Below are 22,096 nucleotides of genomic sequence, written 5' to 3' on the forward strand. Positions count from 1 at the left end.
AGTTAAAGGTGATGGCGTCAGATAAATCCTGTGATAATGGTTAGCATTCTTGTGAAAACAACACTTTAAAGCTGCCAGTCAAATGGTAGGAACATATCGTCAATGTTCAGGTTATGCTAGCGGCTACTGGTCTTGATACAGATCAATATAAGGACTAGAGGATCTAGGCGCTGTCGGCGTCTCTACAGGAGCGTTAATAGGCTGCACATTATCAGGGGTAGGCTCAATAATCGCGCTATTAGTAGAGACTGGCGCTGGCGTCCTAATAACTGCGGTGGCTTGCGGTATCGTGACATTTACGTTATTCGTCAAAGTCGGGTCAGTCATAATGTCCTCATCACTGATAGTCGCGCCTATATCATTGACTAAGGTTGTAAATAGCACAAGCTCTGTGATACCGGCTGTATCATTAGCAATATCGATTAAGTTACTTTGCTGCGTTGGCGTCATACGGCCCATGATATACACCACGCCGTTATTGGTGACCGCTTTGAGCTGCGAGGATTTTACCCCATCGCTCGCCGCGACTTTTGCCAGTAGCTTGGAGGTGATATAGCCATCTTGCACGGTTGAGCTATAACCGCGAGCGACACTGACGTTTAGCTCATTATAGACTTTACGCACATCAGGCATCGACTTGACGACTTGCTCTATTTGCGTTTTGAGCGCCTCAGTAGGAACTTCCCCGCTCAGCAGCACTTCACTGTTGAAGCTATCTATACTCATCCGGCTGTTTTGCTGCAAATCTTGTTGTAAACCGTAGACATTAATTTTGGCCGTGTGCTCTATACTACGATCGAGCAGGCGCTGCGGAATAGTACGCTCAGTGACCGGTACGCCATAAGTACCATTGGTGCTATTGGTTAGATAGTTAGTCGTGCAGCCGGTTATCGCCAAGCTAGCCATCACTAAGCTTGTCATCATCATCTTGGCACACGTTTGACGACTTACTTGATGACTTAGAGCGTTTGAGAGAGCAGTGAGCGGGGACATCCTTATCATTATTGACCTCTTGGTGCATGATTGTTAAGCGTAATTGTTAGGCGTGATAGATACGATTTTATGATTTGCATAAGCCTTTAAGAGTCTAGCTACTTTACTTAATTTTCGCCATGAGTAGTTAGATTTTTGGTAACGATATCTGTTAGCGACTTAACTTATAGCCCTTATATTATAGTACTTGATGAACGATTTTTCATCGCAAGCACTGATGACTAAATGTTGATGACTAAATGTTGATGGCTAGGCGTTGATGGTTAGGCGTTGATGGTTAGGCGTTACTAAACAGGTATTGGCTACCAAGCCTGTGCTGTAAAGGCCCCTTGTAGCCATTCTGGTCTCGCACTGCACGCCGCGCCTCTTGGCTTATTATAATTATCAGTCGTATTCGTATTATAAGCAATGACATCAAAACGGCACTCATAATCGGCGTAGTTAGGATGTTGCTGTAAAAAATACTTGGCGGTCTTAACAATCCTATTACGCTTAGCCGCTGTTATGCTAAGCGCGGCATCACCAAAGTCAGATACTCGGCGCTGACGCACTTCGATAAACACTAAAGTCGACCAAGCTTTACCCGTCTCTAGCATCACTAAATCAAGCTCACCTACTTTGGGCTGTTGCCAGTTTTGGGCAATCAAGATAAGCCCTTTTGCTTGCAGAAACTCACACGCTTGCCGCTCATAATGACTGCCTTGGCGCTGCTTGGGCGAGGTCATTAGTAGCGGTTTATGCTCTGGTTTTTTATTGGGCTTTTTATCGCTCATAGCCTTGATTAGTCTGCGCAACATTTCATAATTATCATAGCACAACATGCTAAACTAGCTAGGTTTTACCGTTTTTACTTTTGCTAAGCGGCACTATTTGCCCATAAGTTTAACTTTTTATTCTAATTATCTATAACGATTTGAGGTTTTCATGTCCACCCTTACGAAGATGCCAGCGTGTTTGTACATCGTTGCCACCCCTATAGGCAATCTTGCTGACATGACTGCGCATGCCATTGATATCTTAAAACAAGTCGATATCATCGCCTGCGAAGACACTCGCACCTCAGGTAAGCTGTTGTCACATTTCGGTATCGACACTAAAGCTGACAAGGCCAATGAGAGTGATGATAATCGTAAGAATGATAAGACAGAAGCACTCGTACAAAGCGACACACATAAAAAAGGCCATAATAAACTTTGGGCCTATCACGAGCATAATAGCGCGATTCAAACGCCCAAAATCATTGAGATGATCGAGCAAGGTCACAGTGTCGCGCTAATCAGCGATGCCGGTACGCCTTTGGTCAGTGACCCCGGCTATCAATTGGTACAGGCCGCTCATGATGCTGGCGTTACTGTCTCCCCTATTGTTGGCGCCTCTGCGGCTATCGCTGCGCTCTCGGTCGCAGGTCTGCCCTCCGATAGATTTAGCTTCATTGGCTTTTTAAATGCCAAAACTCATGGCCGTCAAAAGCAGCTAGAGGCACTAAAAGCGCGGACAGAAACCTTAATATTTTATGAAGCGCCGCATCGTATTGTCGCAAGCTTGAGCGATATGGCCGCAGTATTTGGTCATGATCGCGCCGTCACTTTTTGCCGTGAGCTGACCAAAACTTTTGAGACGGTGCATAAAACGACGCTTGGCGATTTGGTTGAGTTTGTCAAAGCCGATGATAATCAGCAGCGCGGTGAAATAGTCGTCGTTGTCGCAGGTAAGGCTAGCGCTCAAGATAGCGACGACATGAGTATCCATGATGCGCTATTAGTGCGCCTACTCAAAGACTTGTCCGTAAAAAAAGCGGCAAGCTTGGCCTCCGATATCACTGGGGTCAAAAAAAACGCCTTATATCAGCGTTTACTTGAGCTGCAAGCTTAGCGTCCGTTACGATAACAACAGTCTGTATTTATATGCGTTTGTTTTAAAATAGCGCTCTAGCATTCAATTAGGAGAAGTAAGCCATGTACGATGTGATAGCAATAGGCAATGCATTGGTCGATCACGAATATGTGTTGAGCGATGCCGCCTTAGAAGAGACGGAATTAACCAAAGGAAACATGACGCTCGCGGCGTTTGAAGAGCAGCAGCAATTGCTGGCTTACTTCCAGCTGGCTGATATCGAACCGTCAAAACAAGCGGGCGGCGGCTCAGCGGCTAACGCTATGTATGCCTTTGCAAGCCTTGGCGGCAAGCCTTTTTATGCCTGCCGCGTCGGCGATGATGAAGCCGGACAATTCTACTTAGAGGACTTACATAACGCCGGCGTTGCCACCTCAGAGCGCTCGATACATAAAGGCGGCGTCACCGGCTCCTGCGTGGTAGCGGTGACCGATGATGGCGAGCGTACCATGCAGACTTATCTTGGCACCTCTGCTGATATCAGCGAGGAAAACGTCAACTTTGAGGCACTAACCAAGGCGGATTGGCTCTATCTAGAAGGCTATCTTGCCATGTCAGAAGGTATTCAGCCGGCTATGACTAAGCTGCGCCAACAGGCCGGTATTCATAACGCTAAAATAGCCGTCAGTTTCGCCGACCCTGCGGTAGTGAAGTTTGCCAAAGAAGGCCTACTTAATATGCTGGGTAATAAAGTTGCGGTGATATTTTGTAATAGCGAAGAGGCCAAGCTCTTCACCGAAAAAAAGCAAATCAAGGCCGCCGCTCGCGCACTTCTGAGCTACTGCCAAATTGCGGTCGTGACCGATGGCGCTAATGATACGATCATCGCGCACAAATCTGATAAGCAGAGTAGTATCGATATTCACAAAGTCCCTACACCAAAGGTTATCGACGTCATCGACACCAATGGTGCCGGAGACAATTACTCAGGGACTTTTTTGTATGCGTTATCGCAGCACTACTCCTTGCCTGAGTGTGGGCGTCTAGCCGGTGAAGTCTCAGCGCAAGTGATTCAGCAGTTCGGTCCCCGTCTAGAGTCACAAGTCTATAAAGATATAGCGCGGCGGGTGCTCACTGCTTAAATAGCTTTGATTACTTTTTGCTTTAAGTGCTATTAACCTTAAGTATTATTACCTATAAGTATTAAAAAAATCCCATCTCTATTGCGAGATGGGATTTTTATTTTAGCGAATCATTTTATCTAACCAAAGATATAAAGAGAGCTATATAAAGCGCTAAGCTTTAGCCAAAGCTTGCTCAAGATCCGCTTTGATATCTTCGATATGCTCAATACCAATCGACAAGCGCACCATATCTTCAGTGACGCCCGCTTGCTCTAGCTCTTGACCGTTGAGCTGACGATGCGTGGTCGTCGCAGGATGGCTTGCCAGCGACTTGGCATCGCCGATATTGACCAAACGCGTAATCAGCTGCAGCGCATCGATAAAGCGCGCGCCAGCTTCACGGCCACCCTTTACACCAAAAGTCAAAATAGCTGACGGCGTGCCTTTCATATATTTTTGTGCGAGCTTATGATCAGGATGATCGGCAAGGCCTGCATATTTAATCCAAGCGACTTTGTCATGACCCTTTAGGTACTCAGCGACCGCTTGCGCATTCTCGACATGGCGCTCCATACGTAGGCTTAAAGTCTCAATGCCTTGCAGGATTCCAAAGGCGTTGAGCGGACTAAGCGCGGCACCGGTATTACGCAGCGGTGCCACCCGAGCGCGAGCAATAAAGGCCGCCGCGCCCACGTCTTTGACAAAATTCACGCCATGGTAGCTGGCATCTGGCTCATTTAATAGTGGAAAACGCTTAGGATGATCGCCCCAGTTAAACTGTCCACTATCGACAATAGCACCACCAATAGAGGTGCCTGTACCGCTCATGTATTTGGTGAGTGAATGAATGACGATATCCGCGCCGTATTCGAATGGACGGCAAATAGCAGGGGTAGCCACTGTGTTGTCAATGACTACTGGCACGCCATATTCGTGTGCGATGTCACTTACCGCTTGGATATCGATAATATTGCCCAGTGGATTACCGATACTCTCAGCAAATACCATCTTGGTTTTGTCATCGATCAGATCGCGAATGGCCTCAGGATTTTTATGATCAAAGAAGCGTACTTCGATGCCTTGACGCGGCAGCGTATGGGCAAAGAAATTATAAGTACCGCCATACAAGGTTGATACCGCAACGATATTATCGCCCATCTCACAGATGGTCTGCACGGCATAAGTAATCGCCGCCATCCCAGAGGCAACCGCTAGAGCGCCGATACCGCCCTCGAGCGCGGCAACTCGTTCCTCTAATACCGCATTGGTCGGGTTCATGATACGAGTATAAATGTTGCCCGCCACTTTTAGATCAAACAGATCAGCGCCGTGCTGAGTATCATCAAAAGCATAGGAGCTTGTGTGATAAATCGGTACGGCAACCGCCTTAGTGGTCTGCTCAACGCTGTAGCCGGCATGAATCGCTAGTGTCTCTAGACGCTGATTATGACTACCGTTTTCTGCATTTTCCTCGCTCATAACGTGCTCCTTATTTATTGTGCTCTGTGAGTTAATTGTGCTTCGTCCGTCCGTTAAAACCTCTAAAAAACCTCCGGATTAAGAGCCTATTTAGTGATATCCAAAGGTTAGGCATAAAAAAAGCTGAGTTAATCATAACCCAGCTTCCTTATGAAAAGAATAGCGATTTTTTTATTACTTGATGAATATATTTCATAAGCAATCACTTAATCTTATCTCATCATTTCTAAGACCTTATTTATAATATGCGTTTTCGGTACGAGTATGATCGGTCTCATCCACTACCTGTGTCAGCTCTGGAATCTGCTGCTTGAGCTGTACTTCAACGCCCTGACGAAGCGTCATATCGACTGCTGAGCAGCCCTGACAACCACCGCCAAACTTGAGTACTGCAGTCAAGCCAACGCCCTCTTCCTCAATCAGCTCTATAAGATCAACCATACCACCATGCGCGGCAAGACTTGGGTTAATCTCTGATTGCAGCACATAGTTGATACGCTCTTCAATACTAGCATCCGCGCCTACTTTTGGCACTTTCGAGTTCGGCGCACGGAAAGTCAGCTGCCCACCAAAGCGATCCTTATTGTAGTCAATCACCGCATCTTCTAAGTAAGGCACTGAGGCGGCATCGATAAAGGCTGCAAAATTACCATAGCTGAGCTTTAGATCGGCGCTATCTTCTTCGCCGGGCTGGTTGTAAGCCATACAGCACTCAGCACGCGGCGTGCCTGGATGCTCCACGAAGATACGCACACCGATACCGTCGGTATCTTGCTTAGATAATAACTCAGCTAGATACCCTTGCGCCGACTCGGTAATAGTAATATTACTTTTAGCTTCAGCTTGCTCGGTATCAAGTGCAGACTCAAACTCTGCTTCATTGCTGTTTACCTCATTACTGGTAGGGGCACTTGCGGTTGGGTTTTGATTACTCATAGTATTTCCTGTACGTTAAGACACCGATGCCTGATTGGGCACCTTAATGTCGTCAGTTTGCATACTTATCATTGAAACGGTTTTAATTGTAAAAATATTAAACGATTAGGGTCAAAATTAACTTATCGCAAAAATATCAGGGTTTATTATGATTTTAATCCGTAGCATTTTTGCGAACTATTTTTTTACTGAATAAAGCCTTTAAACGCTATTATAACTTAAATAGACGTCAATTCCGACCTTGCTACTGTGATTTGGACTTGATTTGATCGTCATCGTTACTTTCTCTATATTAAGGCGCTAATGTAGATTATCAAGCGACTAACGTTATAAGATATGATGACTCGTTATTTAAGCGGCTTATTATCTGTATTAAGCTAATAACCACTGAGTGTATGCCTTCTCCCTCTCTTTACAAGCCAGTAATTTATGATCTATGAAGACTTAACCTTAGTCACCAGCAAAGATGGCGAACAGATCGCCGTTTGGGAGGTTGTTGATGAAACTACCCATAAACAAAAGTCCGCAGCAATAACGAGACAAAATATTTTTTTGACTCATGGCACCTTCTCTGACAAAAAAGTCTGTCTAAGTATCGCAAGCTATCTCGCAGGTCTTGGACATACTTGCTACATTATGGAGTGGCGCGGTCATGGTCATAGCAGCAAACCCAAAGATAAATTTAACTTCGAAACTGTAGCCACTTATGATTATGAGGCGGCTTTTCGCTATTTATTCGATGAGCGCAAACTCACTAACCTGCACTGTGTCACCCATAGTGGCGGCGGTGTGGGACTGGCCATGTTTTTAGTACAAAATTCCAGCTACATCACACGGATTAATAGTATCAGCACCTTTGCTTGTCAAGCCTTTGGCGCTGTCCTAAACCCTAGCAGTTATACCAAAATCCTTGCAGCAAAAGCCTTCACTAAAGTGCTTGGCTATATCCCTGCCAAAAAGCTCGGTCTCGGTCCTTTTAACGAAAGCTACTATACGATGACCCAGTGGTATGACTGGAACCTACAAAAAAATTTTAAAAGTAGCTTTATAAAAAATAAAGACATCGATAAACAGCTTAAGCCTGCAAATGAGCGTTTTGATTATCGCCAAGGCATGGCAAACATTACGACGCCTATCTATGCGATCAGCGGTAAAGGCGATCGGTTTATCTCCCCAACTCAGGGCTGTCAGCTGTTTTTTGATAAATTTGCCAATACTGATAATGTCTTTATAGAGTACGCCAAATCTAGCGGGCATTTAGAGGACTACGATCATACGCGGATACTGATGAGCCGTAACGCTGCAGCGGAGATCTGGCCAACAGTAGCGTCTTGGATCGAAAAATATAGCCACTAATTTCCATTGTTTATGACGGTCAGTGGCACAAAACATCTTTACACTTGTCAGCCGCTAAGCGCTTGTGTCAGTATTAGCGTCATTGAGCATTTTTTGAGTAATAACTAATAAGCTTGTCGTAGGGAAAAAGGTTTATGAACGTATCCGCAGCAGCCAATACTAACCATAATAAGCACTATAAATATCTAGTTTTTATCGGACGCTTCCAGCCTTTTCATTGCGGACATAAAGCGGTCATTGATGAAGCGCTACAGCGGGCAGATAATGTCATTATGCTAATAGGTTCTGCTAATTTGCCACGCAGTCTACGTAATCCGTTTTCGGTAGATGAGCGTACCGCGATGATTAAGGGCGCGTATAGCGATGAAGATGCGGCGCGTATTCACTGCGTGGCGCTCGATGATGCGCTTTACAATGACACGCGCTGGCTCAAATATGTACAGGCAGGCGTCAAATCGGTAACGGGCGACTTGCAAGCAGATATCGGCCTTATTGGTCACTCAAAAGACAGCTCTTCTTATTACTTATCCTTATTCCCTAACTGGGCGTCAGTCTCAGTGCCTAATTATCAAAACCTATCAGCGACGCCTATTCGTGATAGCTATCTGATGGGTGCGATGCCAACTCCTGAGCGTACTCCTGAGTCCACACGTGATGTGCTAAAAGAATTCAATAAAACGGCTGAGTATCAGCGCTTGCATGAAGAGGCTGGGTTCATTGATAAATATAAAAAACAATGGGAATCTGCCCCCTACCCGCCGACATTTATGACCGCTGATGCACTGGTGGTGCAATCAGGGCATATCTTACTCGTTGAGCGCCGTAGTATGCCAGGGCGCGGACTTTGGGCACTGCCGGGCGGGTTTCTCAATCCGAAAGAAACCTTATTTGATGCTTGTATTCGCGAGCTGCGCGAGGAGACGCGCCTTAAAGTCCCAGAGCCAGTACTGCGCGGCTCATTTCATAGTCAGCATACCTTCGATGATCCGTACCGCTCTGCCCGTGGTCGTACCTTGACCCAAGCCTTTTATTTACAATTAAAAAACGATGCCAAAGGTCTGCCAAAAGTGAAAGGCGGAGATGATGCGGCTCATGCTTTTTGGCTACCACTAGCTGAGCTTGATGCCAAAATGATGTTTGAAGATCATTATGCGATCATTACTAAGATGGTCGGGCTTTAGTGAATCATTCAGGCGTCTTCATAAAAAATTTTCAATGCCTAAGCCGATAGACGGCAAAGGCTTATTCCGTCGTAACTTGTTTACAAAGCAAACAGCGACATCAAAAAGCAGAGGAGTTCTGTGATGTATACTGATAATTTCAACAATTTAATTTTAAATTCTGATAGTTACAAAACCTCGCACTGGGTGCAATATCCGCCCGGGAGCGAGTATATGTCAAGCTATGTCGAGGCGCGCAAGGGCGACTACGATGTGGTCTTTTTTGGTCTACAAGCCTTTATTAAGGAGTATCTAAGTCGCCCAATCACTCAGCAAGATATCGATGAAGCTGAGCTGGTGATAACAGCGCACGGCTTGACCTTTAATCGTACAGGCTGGGAGCGCTTGCTAGAAAAACATGGCGGCTATCTGCCACTACGTATCGAAGCGGTACCTGAAGGCAGTATCGTCCCTGTCTCTAATGTCGTCTGTCAGATCGTCAATACCGATCCTGAGTTTTATTGGATGCCAAGCTATATCGAAACTGCGCTGCTACGCGCGATTTGGTATCCCTCGACGGTGGCGAGCGTTTCTTACTACTGTAGGACTATTATCCATAAGGCGCTTGAGAAGTCTGCCGATACTACGGACTCACTACCCTTTCGCTTACATGATTTTGGCGCTCGCGGGGCGTCGAGTTTTGAGTCGGTAGCGCTGGGTAGTTTGGCGAACTTAGTGAACTTTTCAGGTACTGACTCGATGACCGCGTTAGTGGCTGCTAGTCGCTGGTATGGTATGGATAAACAGATGGCCGCTTTCTCCATTCCTGCTGCTGAGCACAGTACCATGACTGCTTGGGGCCGCGATGGCGAGACCGCTGCTTTTGCCAATATGATTGAACAATTCGGCGGTCCAGACAAAGCCTTTTCGGTGGTCTCTGACAGTTACGACTTATGGAACGCTATCGACAACATCTGGGGCGATGAGCTAAAAGAAGCGGTTGAAAACATGGGTGGTACTTTAGTCATTCGTCCTGATAGCGGTGAGCCGACTAAGGTTGTCCGTGAAGCGTTAGAGCGCTTAGCGGTAAAATTTGGCACCACTATCAATAGCAAAGGCTATAAAGTGTTGCCAGATTACGTTCGCATTATTCAAGGCGATGGTATCAACGCGCAAAGCTTAGGCAAAATCATCAATGCGGTGATGGATGCTGGTTTTAGCGCGGAGAATATTACCTTTGGTATGGGTGGCGGTCTGCTACAACAAGTCAACCGCGACACGATGAGCTGGGCGATGAAAGCCAGCGCTATCTGTATCGATGGCAAATGGATAGATATCTACAAAGACCCTGTCACCAGTCACTCAAAGCGCTCAAAAAAAGGCCGACTGGCCTTGATAAAAGATAGCAGCGGTCAGCTAAAAACCATTACAGTAGATGAGCTTGATCACCTTGATAATAGCGCTCAAAGCTTACTACGCGATGTCTATGTCGATGGCAAACTACTTATCGATGATACTTTAACTACGATTCGGGAGCGTACAGGATGGTAGCGACGACTACAATAGCTGGCGCGGCAAAAGAGATGCTGCTAGCGCCGATCTATCTATATCAAGGCTACAAGGTCAAACGTGACACGGTGCGCTTGCCTGAGCCTGAGGGCGAACGTCATGGACGAGTTAAGCTTACTGACGCCATCCAGCAAATAACAAACGACAATGACCATACCTTAAGCGTTATGGTGGTCGGTGATTCGGCGGCAGCTGGAGTGGGCAGCCAAACCCAACAAGATGCGCTAGCAGGTCAACTGATACCTGCTCTACAGCAACAAGCGTTGGGTAATCAAGGCTTTGGCCAGCAGTTTGCTACACTGAGCTGGTCAGTACAGGCGACAACGGGACACACGAGCTTTGATATTTTGCGCCGCTTATATGTCCTCCCTAAACCCAGTCAGCCACTTGATGTCATGGTCATCAGTGTTGGAGTTAATGATACGACATCCAAGGTCGCAGCGGCTGAGTGGCAGCAGCGGCTCGAAGCTATTATTGCTATTGCTCAGCGTAAATTTGCCGTGCGGCAGCTGATCTTTGCCAGATTGCCGCAAATGGAGAAAATGCCAGCATTGCCTGCGCCTTTGAGTCATTTTGTAGCGAGTAAAGCAGCAAAGCTCGATGACATATTGCAGCAAGTCTGTCATGCTCACGATGGCGTGACGTACATGGCAACCGATTTTGCGCGGATGATAGATGAGCATGCAAATGGTGCGCCTATTGATATCTCAGTCATGTTTGCTGATGATGGTTTTCATCCGAGCAGCCTAATGTATGGGTATTGGGCGCAGCAGTTAGCCGAGCTTATAGCGGAACTGTTTGACCCCTCGGCTACCCGTTCTAGCACCGCATAACAGATAAAAACTATTATTTTTGCATAAAAAAACCGCTGACTGTTCAGCGGTTTTTTTGAATGGTGCTTGAACTCAAGCTTTAGCTTTTCGTTCAGTAAAAGCCAATTATTCAGCTTTTGCTTTTTTGCTACGACCACCAAACGCGCCAAAGCGTTTGTTGAAGCTTGCCACACGGCCTTCGGTAGAGCTCTTACGCTGCTCGCCGGTGTAGAATGGATGTGAGGCACTTGAGATATCTAACGGATAGTAAGGATACTCTTTGCCTTCATACTCGCGTGTCGCTTTAGTTTTTGCTGTTGAACGAGTTAAAAAATACACGTCAGCGTTAGTATCGTGGAATAGAACTTCTTGGTAATCTGGGTGAATATCTTTACGCATAATAAACTCTCTTAAGTCCGATGTATGCCTGCTTATTGAAGCTTTAAGCATACGTAACTGAGGCACTAAGCACATCTGTAAGTCTAGCCATTGCATCACTGGCTTATTCCAGCATCCAACACCACACTTTTGCTCTCTTAGCCTTTCCCCAGCGGGAAAATTGAACCGCGATTTTAACGGTTTTTGGATTTTGATGCAAGTGGTGTCTCGTGAGCTGTGCTTAACGTCTATGTCAACTCATCATTAAAGGCATAAGTATTAGCGATATAATTAAACGCTTAAGGCTCGTGATAATACTTATTCTCATCAGTGTATTTCATCTACCTTTTTCTTACCTATTTTTAGTTTTTACTGACAAAACTAATGCATATACTTACGTATTTACTCTGATACTTTCTTTAGTTTTTTATAAAATATAATCCTACATGATAAGTGCAGCTACATAATTTTTGTTATTACCTTTAAGTAATTAATGACGTATAGAGTTGTTGTTTTCCATTGAACTTAGCCTGTTGCGCACGCATATCTTTTATATATGACTATTTTGAACCCATAGCTTTAAACCCATAGTGTCTATGAGCTTAAAACACTGAGTACTCACAAGTAATGAGCTACCGTTATTTCTCCAACTCTAGTCAGCAAATATCAATACTCCGTAGCCGTTGACGACGCTAAAATAATAAGAGCAGAATAATGACTCAATCCCATGACAAAAAAGTAAGCACACCGCCTGACCCCCTTACTAGCCCTTTTGCGAGCCAGCCGCTGATGGGTGAAAAAACGGCATCTAAACGCGTTGGTATCTTAGGCGGCGGTACGGCCGGCGCTACTATTGCGATTCGCCTTGCCGCTTTAGGCCTTGAGACCTATTTGTTTGAAAAAAAGATCTCTTTAATCGATGGTCCGCCTATGTGTCATCTACATGCAGGTGGCAACTTATACCGCGAGATTCCTGATGAGGACTGCGTGGCGCTACTCAAGCAGTGTATCGATATCCTGCGCTTGTATCCCTACACTATCGATGTCCGTCCTACAGTGTTTGCGATACCGACACGAGATGAGGGTTTGCCTGAGGATTTATTGCCGCGTCTTGATATTTTGACCCAAGCTTATCGCGACTTGATTGCTCAAGACCCTAACAATAAGGTGCTTGGCGAGCCTGAAGATTACTATCAGCTCTATAGCCATGAGCGCTTAATCGAGCTGTCTGAACGTGAGCAAGTCGCAGTACCGAAGACTCTCGATGAATGGGTCATTCCAGTGGCTAAATATTTAGACCTCAATAAAGTCAAATACCCACTGATTGTAGTACAAGAATATGGCTGGAATATCTTTCGCCTTGCCGCTTCAGCGCAGCTGGCTCTCGAAGGTTATGACAATGCTCATGTCTTTACCAATACCCAAGTTGCACAAGTGCACGCCGTTGAATGCAGTGACTGTAATAATGCCAATCATCATGTCAGTAAATGGCGAATTGACTATCAGCACAATAATGAGCCCGTAAAACATCGCGCCAAACCGTTTGATAATGATGATAAGTCTGAGATGAGTTTAGTAGATAGCAAGAATGCAAATGCTATTAAGTCCATCGAAGTCGATTATCTAATCAATGCCTGCGGCTTTCGCACCGGTATTATCGACGATATGGTCGGGGTAGATGTGGAGCGTATGGTCGAGTTCAAATCCTCTTATATTACTCATTGGGAAGATGCGGGCGGACAGATCCCTGAGATCATCGTATATGGTGCACGCGGCACGCCAGAAGGAATGGCACAGCTGACGCCTTACCCCGGCGGCTATTTTCAGATTCATGGTATGAGTAAAGCGATTACATTGTTCGATGATGGCTTAGTGGCTTCTAGTGAAAACAGTGCGCAGCCAAAACTGCCTTCCCAATATCTGCATTACATCGAAGATGGCTGGGACAAAGCGCCCCTGCAAGCTCGTAGTCAGCAAGCAATTGAGTATGTGGCTGAGTTTGTACCGACCTTTAATAGTGCGCGTACGGTAGGCAATGCTCTGTACGGTGGACAGCAAATACCCGGTAAAGATGATACCTTGCGCGTAGCGGATGTCAGCCTCTATAAGCACTTACACTATGCGCGCGCTGAAAATGTCAAAGCCTCCTCGACTTTACTCGCCGCTGACGAAATCGTCGCTCAGTTATTAGAGATCGGAGTGTTAGATAAAGACTTAGCCGCTAACACTGCTCGCTATACTCATGACTGGGCTTATTTAGCGCGCAACGATAGCGCAGATGTCCACGAAATGGCCCAAAAGCTCGCTCAACAGCGCGGTTTTCCTTTAGCGATGGCAGGCGTCAACCACGGAATTAGCGAGTTGGCCTTAGATAGTCTGACGACCGCTGAGGTTTAGGTTTATTGTTTTCATACTCTTATCTAATAACCATATCGATAAGACTGGCTATGAAAAAGCGACCGTTACTCGTTGTAATGGTCGCTTTTTTATTAAGATAACTAGGTTAAAGGGTTAGATTTAAAAACTGGATCTGAGAACTGGATTTAAGAGCTGAGTAGCCACTCAGTTTAATTGCCAACCATCTTTTTGGTATCGACCTCATCGTCGATAGTGACGATGGTTTGTAGCAGCTCAATTGCCTCCCCAATAGTGTTACAGACGACTAAGCGCTCTAAATCCTGCTGCTTCATAAAGCCCTGCTCAGTAGTGAACTTAAGATGCTCAAGCATACGATCATAAAAACCATTTATATTAAGAATAATCATCGGTTTTTCGTGCTGATAGAGCTGACGCCACGTGGCAATCTCCATAATCTCCTCAAGCGTACCAAGGCCGCCAGGCAAAGTAATAAAGGCATCAGCATACTCGGCCATCACCGTCTTGCGCGTGTGCATAGTATCGGTCAGATGCAGGCGAGTGAGACCTTGATGAGCAATCTCGTGCTTGAGCATAAAGGTTGGAATCACCCCAACCGCTTGCGCGTCGCCCTTGATAACTTCATCCGCGACTGCGCCCATCAGCCCGATGCTAGCGCCGCCATAGACTAAACCTAGACCATTACGGGCTAAAGCACTGCCAAGCTCACGCGCCGCCTGCTCGTATATCTCGCTATTACCCGAGCGCGAACCGCAATAGACCGCCACTAGAGGCATACTTAAGCTAGATTTATCGACGGCCTGCTCTATGTTTGAGATATCATTGCTGGTAATGACTTCATAATTTTCATTGTTGATCTTCATTTGCATCATAATATGTCCTATATTTATTTAACTGTTATTTTAGGCTAATGTTTATTCATACTGCATGAGCACTACTGGCGTATCGGTCATGCTGCTTTTATTTCAGCTATATTATATTTTACTGTTTAATTCGCTTAGTCTACTATGTATCTTATCATAAGCTTTATCATCTAATGACATTCACGACTTCTGACTACCCAATAACGACACTTTAAGCTTTTAGGATATAATTATGCTTGATAACGATGCTCTTGTAACGCCTACTACCACTCCTTCAGCTGCCGATACTGTCGATCATTATAAAAAGAATACTGACAATAGCGCTATCGATAGCTATCCCTTAACTATTATGACTGAGCGCAACCAGCCGTTAGCAGCGACTGTTTACCATCCGCAAACCAGTACAGCGTCAAAGATAAAAACAGCGGTCATGATAGCGCCGGCGACAGGTATCAAACGTCAGTTTTATCATAGCTTTGCTACTTTTTTGGCGGAGCAAGGTTTTGGGGTTATCACCTATGACAATGAAGGTATCGGCCAGTCTTTATCAACGACTCTAGCCAAGTCTGATGCTTCTCTTATTAGCTGGGGTCGCCATGATATGCCAGCGGTGCTTGATGCTTTGCAGTACGAGTTCCCTGAGGCCAGCTACCATCTCATCGGCCACAGTGCTGGTGGTCAACTTATTGGGCTAATGCCGAACTATGCTGCTCTGAGCTCAATCTTTAATGTCGCGTGCTCCTCAGGACGTATCAAAAACTTAGAGATGCCTTATAAGCTCAAAGCCATGGGTTTTATGGACGCCTTTATTCCACTCACTAATTTAGTCTTAGGCTATACGCCTGCTGACAAAATCGGAATGGGCGAGCCACTACCACGCGGAGTCGCCCGTCAGTGGCGCGAGTGGTGTAATGGCGCAGGCTATATCAAAACCGCGCTAGGTAAAACCATTCACAATCACTACTATGATGAGCTGACTATGCCCTCATTATGGCTCGGCTTTAGTGATGATGACATTGCCAATAGCGAGAATATCGACGATATGATTAGAGTATTCCCTAACATGCCAGTAGAAAAACACTATCTAAATCCTAAAGATTTGGGCGTCAGTCACATCGGGCACATGCGCTATTTTAGTCGTAAAACTTATAGCAAAGTGCCGCAGCTGTGGCAGATGGCAGTAGATTGGTTAAAAACTCATAGTTAAACGACTGAGATCATATTAAAACGATGGCAGGTAAAAGTGAGCACTTAGCAGTCTGGTGATTCTTTTACTTTTTCTGCCTCTACCCGCTTTGTTAGCGCCGAATACAGCGTCGGCTGCATATTGTGGATGTTCCCTAGCATCCATTTTATATAATGGATAGGCACATCTTTAATCAGCTTACCTTTGTGCTTACCAAAAGGCATCCTACTTACAGGGCTTGCGGTATTAGATATCTTATGCGCGGCGGCAAAGTCGGTTGGTTCAATCTCCAGGCGCGCGCAGCAGGCTTTATAAAGCAAATAACACATCCGTGCATCGCCCAAAGCGTCGTGGGCTTTGATGGTCATTTGGCTCGCCTCGGCTTTGCCTAGTAGCTGTTCGATACACTTTGACTGACCATAGTAGCGCCATTCTGGAAAGGCAACGCGCGCCAGTCTAACTGTACAAATAAGCTTGGCAGAGGGTCTACCTATGACGCGCCAATCAAAGCGTACGTTATGTCCTATCAGATACTCTGGTAGCTCAAACTTATCAGATTCAAACCGCTCACACCCTGCGACATCAGCGTCGGTAATGCCATGAACCTTAATGACTACCGGCGATATCGTGCGGCCGCTATTAAAGTACTTCATCCACTCAAAACCGGTAGCGACATTGATAGTCGCCACTTGAATAGGACGCGGATCACGGCCTTGATCGGTTTCGGTATCGATAATAAGGGCGGTTGCTAATTCATCCATAGGGTCAGTCATAAGCTAAGTCAGTTCGTAGTCGCTGTAAATGCAGCTGAAAATATAGTCACTATTGAGGTGATAAAATAGGGTGATAAACCATCCTAAGGTAAACATACACTTAAAAAACAATATGATATAAAGGTATATTATACCTATCAACCAAATTACAAGAGCGCGTCATGCCATCGACTAAACCGCCACCTCTCCCTAATTCTACTAATAAAAAAGCGCCGAAGCCTGGGTTTATCGGACGTGTAGTCGGCCTATTATTCAGAGCGGCTTTATGGTTTGCGCTGCTGTTTGTCATAGATAAAGTGCTACCAACACTACGTCTACAGACGCAAAGCTTTGTCGTTAGCAAGTGGCAGCAGGCGACTTTGCTACAAGAGCCGCTACCTACGGATAATAGCCTACCAAGTCCGCTACCCGGCCAGCACTTGGCTGATACTTGGGGCGCTGCTCGCAGTGCTGGACGCTCGCACGAAGGCATCGACATCTTCGCCGAGCGCCACACCCCTGTGCAAGCCACGACCCATGGTATCGTCAGCAAAGTAGGCGAAAACAACTTAGGCGGCAATGTGGTGGTGATTGTCGGTCCAGGCGGCGCAGGACATTATTACGCTCACCTGCAAGAGTTCGGCGACATTGCGGTCAATGACTGGGTGGAAGTCGGCGATATTATTGGCTACGTGGGTGATAGCGGCAATGCTAAAGGTACACCGCCGCACGTGCACTATGGTATCTATATCCAAGGTCGCGCGGTCAATCCTTATCCCTTATTAGTAAAAGATTAGGGCGCTGTTAAATTAGGACACCTCTACTATAAAATTCAGCGGTCCGTCATTGATACTCATCACTTGCATATTTGCACCAAACTGTCCCGTCGCCACTTTGGGATATTGAGTCTTGGCATAAGCGATCAGCTCTGCAAATAAAGACTCTGCCGCCTCAGGACTCATCGCGCCGCCAAAATCAGGACGACGACCTTTGTCAGTTTTCGCCATCAAAGTAAACTGCGACACCAATAATAACCCACCGCCGACTTGCTGGACATTCAGATCAAGCTTGCCCGCCTTTTTAGGATCATTTTCGTTTTCAAAGATACGATAGGTCAGTATTTTATCGATCATGCGCTTGGCAGTCTGTAAGTCATCATCAGGACCAAGACCAATATAAGCCAATACTCCATGCTCAATTGCGCCAACGCTTTGACCATCGACCTCGACACTCGCCTGCCCTACTCGCTGAATAAGCGCTTTCATTGACCACTCCTTTATAGCTATTAATAGACGTTAGGCTGACTATGCAAAGATAACTTATGCACACACAGATAAAAGCGGATCATGATAAAATGAGGGTATTATCATGATTATTTTTAGCCGTTATTTTTAATTTATTGTTAGGTAGCTTTTATGACTCTATTTACCACCCTGCAACAGTTTGTGCCGCAGCAGCAATTAAGTGAGCTTGCCGGACGCTTGGCTGCTAGCCGTCATCCGCTAGTCAAACGCGCCTTTATTCGTAGCTTTGCCAAGGCTTACAATGTCACTTTAGAAGAGTATGAGCGTGATAGTCTCAACGCTTATGAGAGCTTTAATGACTTTTTTACCCGCGAGCTAAAAGACGATGCACGCGCTATCGATAGTACTGCAGGCGGTATCGTTAGTCCTGCTGATGGGATAATATCACAGCTTGGGCAAATCAAAGATCACAAAGTCCTGCAAGCCAAAGGCCGTGACTATGATATCGGTCAACTGCTGGCCAATAGCACTGATGGTGATTATTTTGCAGATGGTAGCTTTGCAACGGTTTATCTTGCGCCCAGTAACTATCACCGCGTACACATGCCATTTTCGGGTACTTTAACGGCTACGCGCTACGTACCAGGTACGCTGTTTTCGGTCAACACGGTCACAGCGGCCAATATTCCTGATTTGTTTGCGCGCAACGAGCGTCTGGTTTGTATGTTTGATACTCAGTACGGTAAGGCCGCAGTAGTACTGGTTGGCGCTATGATTGTCGCAGGCATTGAGTCTGTCGCTACTGGTAAAATCACACGTACCGATACTATGCAAGAACAGCAGCATAATCTGGAACTGGCTAAAGGCGATGAGCTTGGTCGTTTCTATCTTGGCTCAACCGCGATTGTCGTCTTGCCAAAAGCGGCAAAGGCGGATTGGCAAGAGAGCATGAAAGCCAATAGTTTTGTAAAGATGGGTCAATTACTGGGTGTCACGAAACCGTAATTTATCTCTAATATAATAAAAAATAAAAGCTCAGTTAAGCATAGATCGCAATGCTCAACTGGGCTTTTCTATGCCTAGCGTTTTTGTAAATTTACTTATCAATCAGCCATCCTTGCTGGGTCGCATAGTCAATATTGTGTGATAGCCATTTATGAATAGGAGCAAAGCTGTCTTGAATAAACGCATGCGCACCTGCGACTTGGCTACGTGTCACTCCAAGCTCACGCCACGTTTTGCCTTCAGTATTTAAGTTGAGCAAAAATGGCAATAAGCGATCGACGACTTTGAGTAGCTGAGTCTCCGCGCTATTTCCAGTTTCTTGCTCCTCCCAAATCTTACTTAGATCTGCTATACCATTGCCGCGCTCACTTTGTAGACGGGCTATACCATCGCGCTCTTTAATATGTGCATCTTGACGCGTATCAGCATATAAAAAAGTATCGCCTGCATCAATCTCGCCCAAATCATGAATGAGCGCCATCTTCAGTAACTGCTCATGATTGACATCAAGCTCAAACAGCTCCGCTATCGACCAGCATGCCATGGCAAGATGCCAAGAATGTTCGGCTGAATTCTCGCGGCGATCGGTATTGGTTACATAACTGCGGCGATTGACGCGCTTTAGTGCATCTAACTCTAATAAGAAATGAGTGATATCTTCCATATCTTTTGGAGGATAACTGTCATTGGACTGAGGGTTGTTTTGTGGATTAGAGATCTGGTTAGTAGGCATAGAGCTATGATGGCTGGCAGTCGCGGATTGATGAAAAGACATAAAAAACTCGTTGATTTGAAGCGTTGGTTTTGAGAAATAGTCACGATACTGTTTAGGGATGCTGCTGTATGCTACGCGGCAGCATCGCATTTATCAATATCCTTCAAAGATATACTATAGAGCCGACTGCCTCATCACACCTGACCTTATTATTTAATCAAATTGCTAATAGTCTTAAAAGCAGGATCTTTACTACTGCGGCATAGCTCAAATAAAATCGTCTCAACCGTAGTAATGACCCCGCCTGCGCGGCGGATACGGCGAATGGCTTGTTTTTTATCATAAGGGAAACGCGAACCTACTGCATCGCCAATGATGACCGGCTGCATACCGTTATCTAGTAGATCAAGCGCGGTTTGTAGGACGCAAACATGAGTCTCAACTCCGCATAAGATAACGATGCTGCGATTTTGCTGCGCCAAATGGTGCCAAGAATCATCCGTATCACAAGCGCTAAAAGTCACCTTTTCAAAGCCTTTGGCATTACTGCCTTCTAGCACTTCAGTGATTTCAGGCAAGGTCTCGCCTAGTCCTTTTTTATATTGCTCATTGAGCATGATAGGGATATCGAGCGCTTGGAGACCTTTAATTAAAGTCACTATCTTTTTAGTGATCTTATCGTGATCTAAGATATGCGGGGTCAGGCGTTCTTGGACATCGATAATCATTGCTTGGGTATTTTCGCGGGCGATACGATAAGTGCGATCGGTAATCATAGTAGGCATATTACACTCCTTGTACGACTGTAGTCGTGTACTACAGAATCCTATAATATTAATTTATGCTATCTCTTATTTAGTCATAGTTTAGCTAGGGCGTCAATGAGATAAGCTCAAATATGCCCTCTTCCTTGTGAAAGATAAGAGTCAACCATAAAAAAGCCCTTAGCTATTTCGCTAAGGGCTTTGCTATATCACTAAGATTATTGCTTAATAAAAGTCATTTCGTACTCTTATACGCGCTCAATAACGGTAGCGATACCTTGACCTAGACCGATACACATGGTCGCAAGGCCAATCTCAGTATCCATCTGCTCCATAGCGTTGAGCAAAGTCACAGTGATACGCGCGCCTGAACAACCAAGTGGATGACCTAAAGCGATCGCGCCACCATTGATGTTGATGATGTCTTGCTTATCTTCTAGACCCATAGACTTAATAACGGCCAAGCTTTGCGCAGCAAAAGCTTCGTTCAGCTCGATAGTTTGTATGTCTTCTAGGCTTAGGCCTGCGCGCTTTAGTGCTTTTTGTGATGCTGGTACAGGACCATAGCCCATGATAGCAGCGTCACAGCCAGCGATACCCATGCTACGAATACGAGCACGCGGCTTAAGACCTAAGTCTTTGGCTTTTTGCGCGCTCATCACTAGCATAGCGGATGCACCATCAGATAACGCTGATGAAGTGGCCGCTGTTACGCTACCTTTTGGATCAAATGCAGGACGTAGCTTTTGCATTTGCTCCATCGTCGCATCTGGACGAATCACTTCATCGACGGTGCATAACTGCAGACGGCCATCTGCATCATGGCCTTCGATACCGATGATCTCATTATCGAAACGACCCTCAGTGGTCGCTGCCCAAGCGCGGCGGTGCGACTCTAGACCGAATGCATCTTGCTCTTCGCGGCTCACATTGTTCATGCGGCCCAGCATCTCGGCGGTCAGCCCCATCATGTTAGAGGCTTTGGCATAATGCTTAGAGGCGGCTGGGTTTAGATCGATGCCGTGCATCATACCGACGTGACCCATATGCTCAACGCCGCCAATGATAAAGGTATCACCTTGACCAGTCATAATTTGCGCCGCTGCGGTGTGCAGAGCTTGCATCGATGAGCCGCATAGACGGTTGACGGTTTGGCCGCCAGTAGTCTTAGGGATATCAGCGAGTAGGCCGATATTGCGACCGATGTTCATACCTTGCTCTAGGGTTTGGTTAACACAGCCCCAAATGATATCTTCGACATCATTGGTATCGAAGTCGTTACGCTCAACTAAAGCGCGCACCAGCTCAGCTGATAGGCTATCGGCACGCACATGACGGAACATACCGTTTTTGGTTCTTCCCATCGCTGAACGCACACCGTCGACGATGACTACGTCTGTTGGACTTAAAGTTGTCATACTGTATTCCTTTTCAATTTGTTGTCAGCGCCGTCATGCTTAGCTTGATAGATTATGAATCTCGAATAGTTAGCAAGCTTACGGCACTTATCCTAATAGGTTATCTATACACTGTGGTCTATCTGTTGTTAAG

The 22,096-nt window shown here is 45.8% G+C and carries 21 protein-coding genes; 10 read left to right on the plus strand and 11 right to left on the minus strand.

Features of this window, described 5'->3' with window-relative positions; all coding sequences use genetic code 11:
* Positions 1-123: 123 nt before the first annotated feature.
* Positions 124-993 carry a BON domain-containing protein gene (locus tag JMY03_RS06015; RefSeq protein ID WP_227675496.1) on the minus strand — a complete coding sequence of 290 codons (870 nt, stop codon included), beginning with the start codon at positions 991-993 and terminating at the stop codon, positions 124-126.
* 302 nt (positions 994-1,295) lie between these two features.
* Positions 1,296-1,814, minus strand: a complete 519-nt coding sequence (locus tag JMY03_RS06020) for a YraN family protein (protein WP_201601922.1) — start codon at positions 1,812-1,814, stop codon at positions 1,296-1,298.
* 103 nt (positions 1,815-1,917) lie between these two features.
* Between JMY03_RS06020 and rsmI the strand changes: the two genes are divergently transcribed.
* Both rsmI and JMY03_RS06030 read left to right on the plus strand, forming a co-directional pair.
* Positions 1,918-2,865, plus strand: coding sequence for a 16S rRNA (cytidine(1402)-2'-O)-methyltransferase (gene rsmI / locus JMY03_RS06025; RefSeq protein WP_201601925.1), 948 nt, complete (start codon positions 1,918-1,920; stop codon positions 2,863-2,865).
* An 83-nt stretch (positions 2,866-2,948) separates the two neighbouring features.
* Positions 2,949-3,968, plus strand: coding sequence for an adenosine kinase (locus JMY03_RS06030; RefSeq protein ID WP_201601928.1), 1,020 nt, complete (start codon positions 2,949-2,951; stop codon positions 3,966-3,968).
* Positions 3,969-4,121: 153 nt separating this feature from the next.
* Here JMY03_RS06030 and JMY03_RS06035 read toward each other — a convergent pair whose 3' ends face one another.
* Both JMY03_RS06035 and nfuA read right to left on the minus strand, forming a co-directional pair.
* Entirely contained in the window at positions 4,122-5,429 is a 1,308-nt protein-coding gene (locus tag JMY03_RS06035; RefSeq protein WP_025646326.1) for an O-acetylhomoserine aminocarboxypropyltransferase/cysteine synthase family protein, read from the minus strand.
* A gap of 234 nt (positions 5,430-5,663) precedes the next feature.
* The gene (nfuA, locus tag JMY03_RS06040) at positions 5,664-6,365 is read right to left on the minus strand and encodes a Fe-S biogenesis protein NfuA (protein WP_227675497.1); all 702 of its coding nucleotides are present in this window, start codon (positions 6,363-6,365) and stop codon (positions 5,664-5,666) included.
* A 429-nt stretch (positions 6,366-6,794) separates the two neighbouring features.
* Here nfuA and JMY03_RS06045 point away from each other — a divergent pair, with 429 nt between their 5' ends.
* The 4 genes from JMY03_RS06045 (at position 6,795) to JMY03_RS06060 (ending at position 11,283) form a co-directional block, all read left to right on the plus strand.
* Entirely contained in the window at positions 6,795-7,721 is a 927-nt protein-coding gene (locus tag JMY03_RS06045) for an alpha/beta fold hydrolase (protein WP_201601931.1), read from the plus strand.
* Positions 7,722-7,855: 134 nt separating this feature from the next.
* Positions 7,856-8,902 (plus strand): bifunctional nicotinamide-nucleotide adenylyltransferase/Nudix hydroxylase, encoded by a 1,047-nt coding sequence (locus JMY03_RS06050; protein WP_201601933.1) that lies wholly within the window; start codon positions 7,856-7,858, stop codon positions 8,900-8,902.
* Positions 8,903-9,025: 123 nt separating this feature from the next.
* The gene (locus JMY03_RS06055; RefSeq protein WP_201601935.1) at positions 9,026-10,432 is read left to right on the plus strand and encodes a nicotinate phosphoribosyltransferase; all 1,407 of its coding nucleotides are present in this window, start codon (positions 9,026-9,028) and stop codon (positions 10,430-10,432) included.
* A complete protein-coding gene (locus JMY03_RS06060) occupies positions 10,426-11,283 on the plus strand; it encodes an SGNH/GDSL hydrolase family protein (protein ID WP_201601937.1) in 858 nt (285 codons plus the stop codon). The genes JMY03_RS06055 and JMY03_RS06060 overlap by 7 nt, the downstream gene beginning before the upstream one ends.
* A 105-nt stretch (positions 11,284-11,388) precedes the next feature.
* Here the strand turns inward: JMY03_RS06060 and JMY03_RS06065 are convergent, their stop codons facing one another.
* Positions 11,389-11,661: a type B 50S ribosomal protein L31 gene (locus JMY03_RS06065; RefSeq protein ID WP_201601939.1), complete on the minus strand. Its 273-nt coding sequence runs from the start codon at positions 11,659-11,661 to the stop codon at positions 11,389-11,391.
* A 768-nt stretch (positions 11,662-12,429) separates the two neighbouring features.
* On the opposite strand from JMY03_RS06065, the gene JMY03_RS06070 reads away from it, so the two are divergent.
* Positions 12,430-14,037 (plus strand): FAD-dependent oxidoreductase, encoded by a 1,608-nt coding sequence (locus JMY03_RS06070; RefSeq protein ID WP_201602208.1) that lies wholly within the window; start codon positions 12,430-12,432, stop codon positions 14,035-14,037.
* Positions 14,038-14,207: 170 nt separating this feature from the next.
* Here JMY03_RS06070 and JMY03_RS06075 read toward each other — a convergent pair whose 3' ends face one another.
* A complete protein-coding gene (locus JMY03_RS06075; protein WP_201602210.1) occupies positions 14,208-14,885 on the minus strand; it encodes an LOG family protein in 678 nt (225 codons plus the stop codon).
* A 226-nt stretch (positions 14,886-15,111) separates the two neighbouring features.
* Here JMY03_RS06075 and JMY03_RS06080 point away from each other — a divergent pair, with 226 nt between their 5' ends.
* Complete coding sequence (locus JMY03_RS06080) at positions 15,112-16,086, plus strand: alpha/beta hydrolase family protein (protein ID WP_201601941.1); 975 nt, start codon at positions 15,112-15,114, stop codon at positions 16,084-16,086.
* A 44-nt stretch (positions 16,087-16,130) separates the two neighbouring features.
* Here JMY03_RS06080 and JMY03_RS06085 read toward each other — a convergent pair whose 3' ends face one another.
* Positions 16,131-16,838 (minus strand): putative quorum-sensing-regulated virulence factor, encoded by a 708-nt coding sequence (locus JMY03_RS06085; RefSeq protein WP_201601943.1) that lies wholly within the window; start codon positions 16,836-16,838, stop codon positions 16,131-16,133.
* Positions 16,839-16,999: 161 nt separating this feature from the next.
* Between JMY03_RS06085 and JMY03_RS06090 the strand changes: the two genes are divergently transcribed.
* Positions 17,000-17,614, plus strand: coding sequence for a M23 family metallopeptidase (locus tag JMY03_RS06090; RefSeq protein ID WP_201601948.1), 615 nt, complete (start codon positions 17,000-17,002; stop codon positions 17,612-17,614).
* A gap of 12 nt (positions 17,615-17,626) precedes the next feature.
* On the opposite strand, the gene dtd is transcribed toward JMY03_RS06090, so the two are convergent.
* On the minus strand, positions 17,627-18,082 hold the full coding sequence (gene dtd / locus JMY03_RS06095) for a D-aminoacyl-tRNA deacylase (RefSeq protein WP_201559022.1): 456 nt from the start codon (positions 18,080-18,082) through the stop codon (positions 17,627-17,629).
* 150 nt (positions 18,083-18,232) lie between these two features.
* Between dtd and asd the strand changes: the two genes are divergently transcribed.
* Positions 18,233-19,066, plus strand: a complete 834-nt coding sequence (gene asd / locus JMY03_RS06100) for an archaetidylserine decarboxylase (protein ID WP_201601952.1) — start codon at positions 18,233-18,235, stop codon at positions 19,064-19,066.
* 91 nt (positions 19,067-19,157) lie between these two features.
* On the opposite strand, the gene JMY03_RS06105 is transcribed toward asd, so the two are convergent.
* The 3 genes from JMY03_RS06105 to fadA all read right to left on the minus strand — a co-directional run bounded on the left by JMY03_RS06105 (position 19,158) and on the right by fadA (position 21,963).
* Entirely contained in the window at positions 19,158-19,841 is a 684-nt protein-coding gene (locus JMY03_RS06105) for an HD domain-containing protein (protein WP_265089606.1), read from the minus strand.
* Between the two features lie 149 nt (positions 19,842-19,990).
* Entirely contained in the window at positions 19,991-20,566 is a 576-nt protein-coding gene (locus JMY03_RS06110; RefSeq protein ID WP_201601955.1) for an isochorismatase family protein, read from the minus strand.
* A gap of 227 nt (positions 20,567-20,793) precedes the next feature.
* Positions 20,794-21,963, minus strand: a complete 1,170-nt coding sequence (fadA, locus tag JMY03_RS06115; protein WP_201601963.1) for an acetyl-CoA C-acyltransferase FadA — start codon at positions 21,961-21,963, stop codon at positions 20,794-20,796.
* Positions 21,964-22,096 lie beyond the last annotated feature (133 nt).

This window comes from Psychrobacter submarinus (assembly GCF_904846685.1).
Lineage (GTDB): Bacteria > Pseudomonadota > Gammaproteobacteria > Pseudomonadales > Moraxellaceae > Psychrobacter > Psychrobacter submarinus.

Coding starts and splice junctions, on each gene's coding strand:
- JMY03_RS06015 (WP_227675496.1), bottom strand. CDS start 993: ATGTCCCCGCTCACTGCTCTCTCAAACGCTCTAAGTCATCAAGTAAGT.
- JMY03_RS06020 (WP_201601922.1), bottom strand. CDS start 1,814: ATGTTGTGCTATGATAATTATGAAATGTTGCGCAGACTAATCAAGGCT.
- rsmI (WP_201601925.1), top strand. CDS start 1,918: ATGTCCACCCTTACGAAGATGCCAGCGTGTTTGTACATCGTTGCCACC.
- JMY03_RS06030 (WP_201601928.1), top strand. CDS start 2,949: ATGTACGATGTGATAGCAATAGGCAATGCATTGGTCGATCACGAATAT.
- JMY03_RS06035 (WP_025646326.1), bottom strand. CDS start 5,429: ATGAGCGAGGAAAATGCAGAAAACGGTAGTCATAATCAGCGTCTAGAG.
- nfuA (WP_227675497.1), bottom strand. CDS start 6,365: ATGAGTAATCAAAACCCAACCGCAAGTGCCCCTACCAGTAATGAGGTA.
- JMY03_RS06045 (WP_201601931.1), top strand. CDS start 6,795: ATGATCTATGAAGACTTAACCTTAGTCACCAGCAAAGATGGCGAACAG.
- JMY03_RS06050 (WP_201601933.1), top strand. CDS start 7,856: ATGAACGTATCCGCAGCAGCCAATACTAACCATAATAAGCACTATAAA.
- JMY03_RS06055 (WP_201601935.1), top strand. CDS start 9,026: ATGTATACTGATAATTTCAACAATTTAATTTTAAATTCTGATAGTTAC.
- JMY03_RS06060 (WP_201601937.1), top strand. CDS start 10,426: ATGGTAGCGACGACTACAATAGCTGGCGCGGCAAAAGAGATGCTGCTA.
- JMY03_RS06065 (WP_201601939.1), bottom strand. CDS start 11,661: ATGCGTAAAGATATTCACCCAGATTACCAAGAAGTTCTATTCCACGAT.
- JMY03_RS06070 (WP_201602208.1), top strand. CDS start 12,430: ATGGGTGAAAAAACGGCATCTAAACGCGTTGGTATCTTAGGCGGCGGT.
- JMY03_RS06075 (WP_201602210.1), bottom strand. CDS start 14,885: ATGCAAATGAAGATCAACAATGAAAATTATGAAGTCATTACCAGCAAT.
- JMY03_RS06080 (WP_201601941.1), top strand. CDS start 15,112: ATGCTTGATAACGATGCTCTTGTAACGCCTACTACCACTCCTTCAGCT.
- JMY03_RS06085 (WP_201601943.1), bottom strand. CDS start 16,838: ATGACTGACCCTATGGATGAATTAGCAACCGCCCTTATTATCGATACC.
- JMY03_RS06090 (WP_201601948.1), top strand. CDS start 17,000: ATGCCATCGACTAAACCGCCACCTCTCCCTAATTCTACTAATAAAAAA.
- dtd (WP_201559022.1), bottom strand. CDS start 18,082: ATGAAAGCGCTTATTCAGCGAGTAGGGCAGGCGAGTGTCGAGGTCGAT.
- asd (WP_201601952.1), top strand. CDS start 18,233: ATGACTCTATTTACCACCCTGCAACAGTTTGTGCCGCAGCAGCAATTA.
- JMY03_RS06105 (WP_265089606.1), bottom strand. CDS start 19,841: ATGTCTTTTCATCAATCCGCGACTGCCAGCCATCATAGCTCTATGCCT.
- JMY03_RS06110 (WP_201601955.1), bottom strand. CDS start 20,566: ATGCCTACTATGATTACCGATCGCACTTATCGTATCGCCCGCGAAAAT.
- fadA (WP_201601963.1), bottom strand. CDS start 21,963: ATGACAACTTTAAGTCCAACAGACGTAGTCATCGTCGACGGTGTGCGT.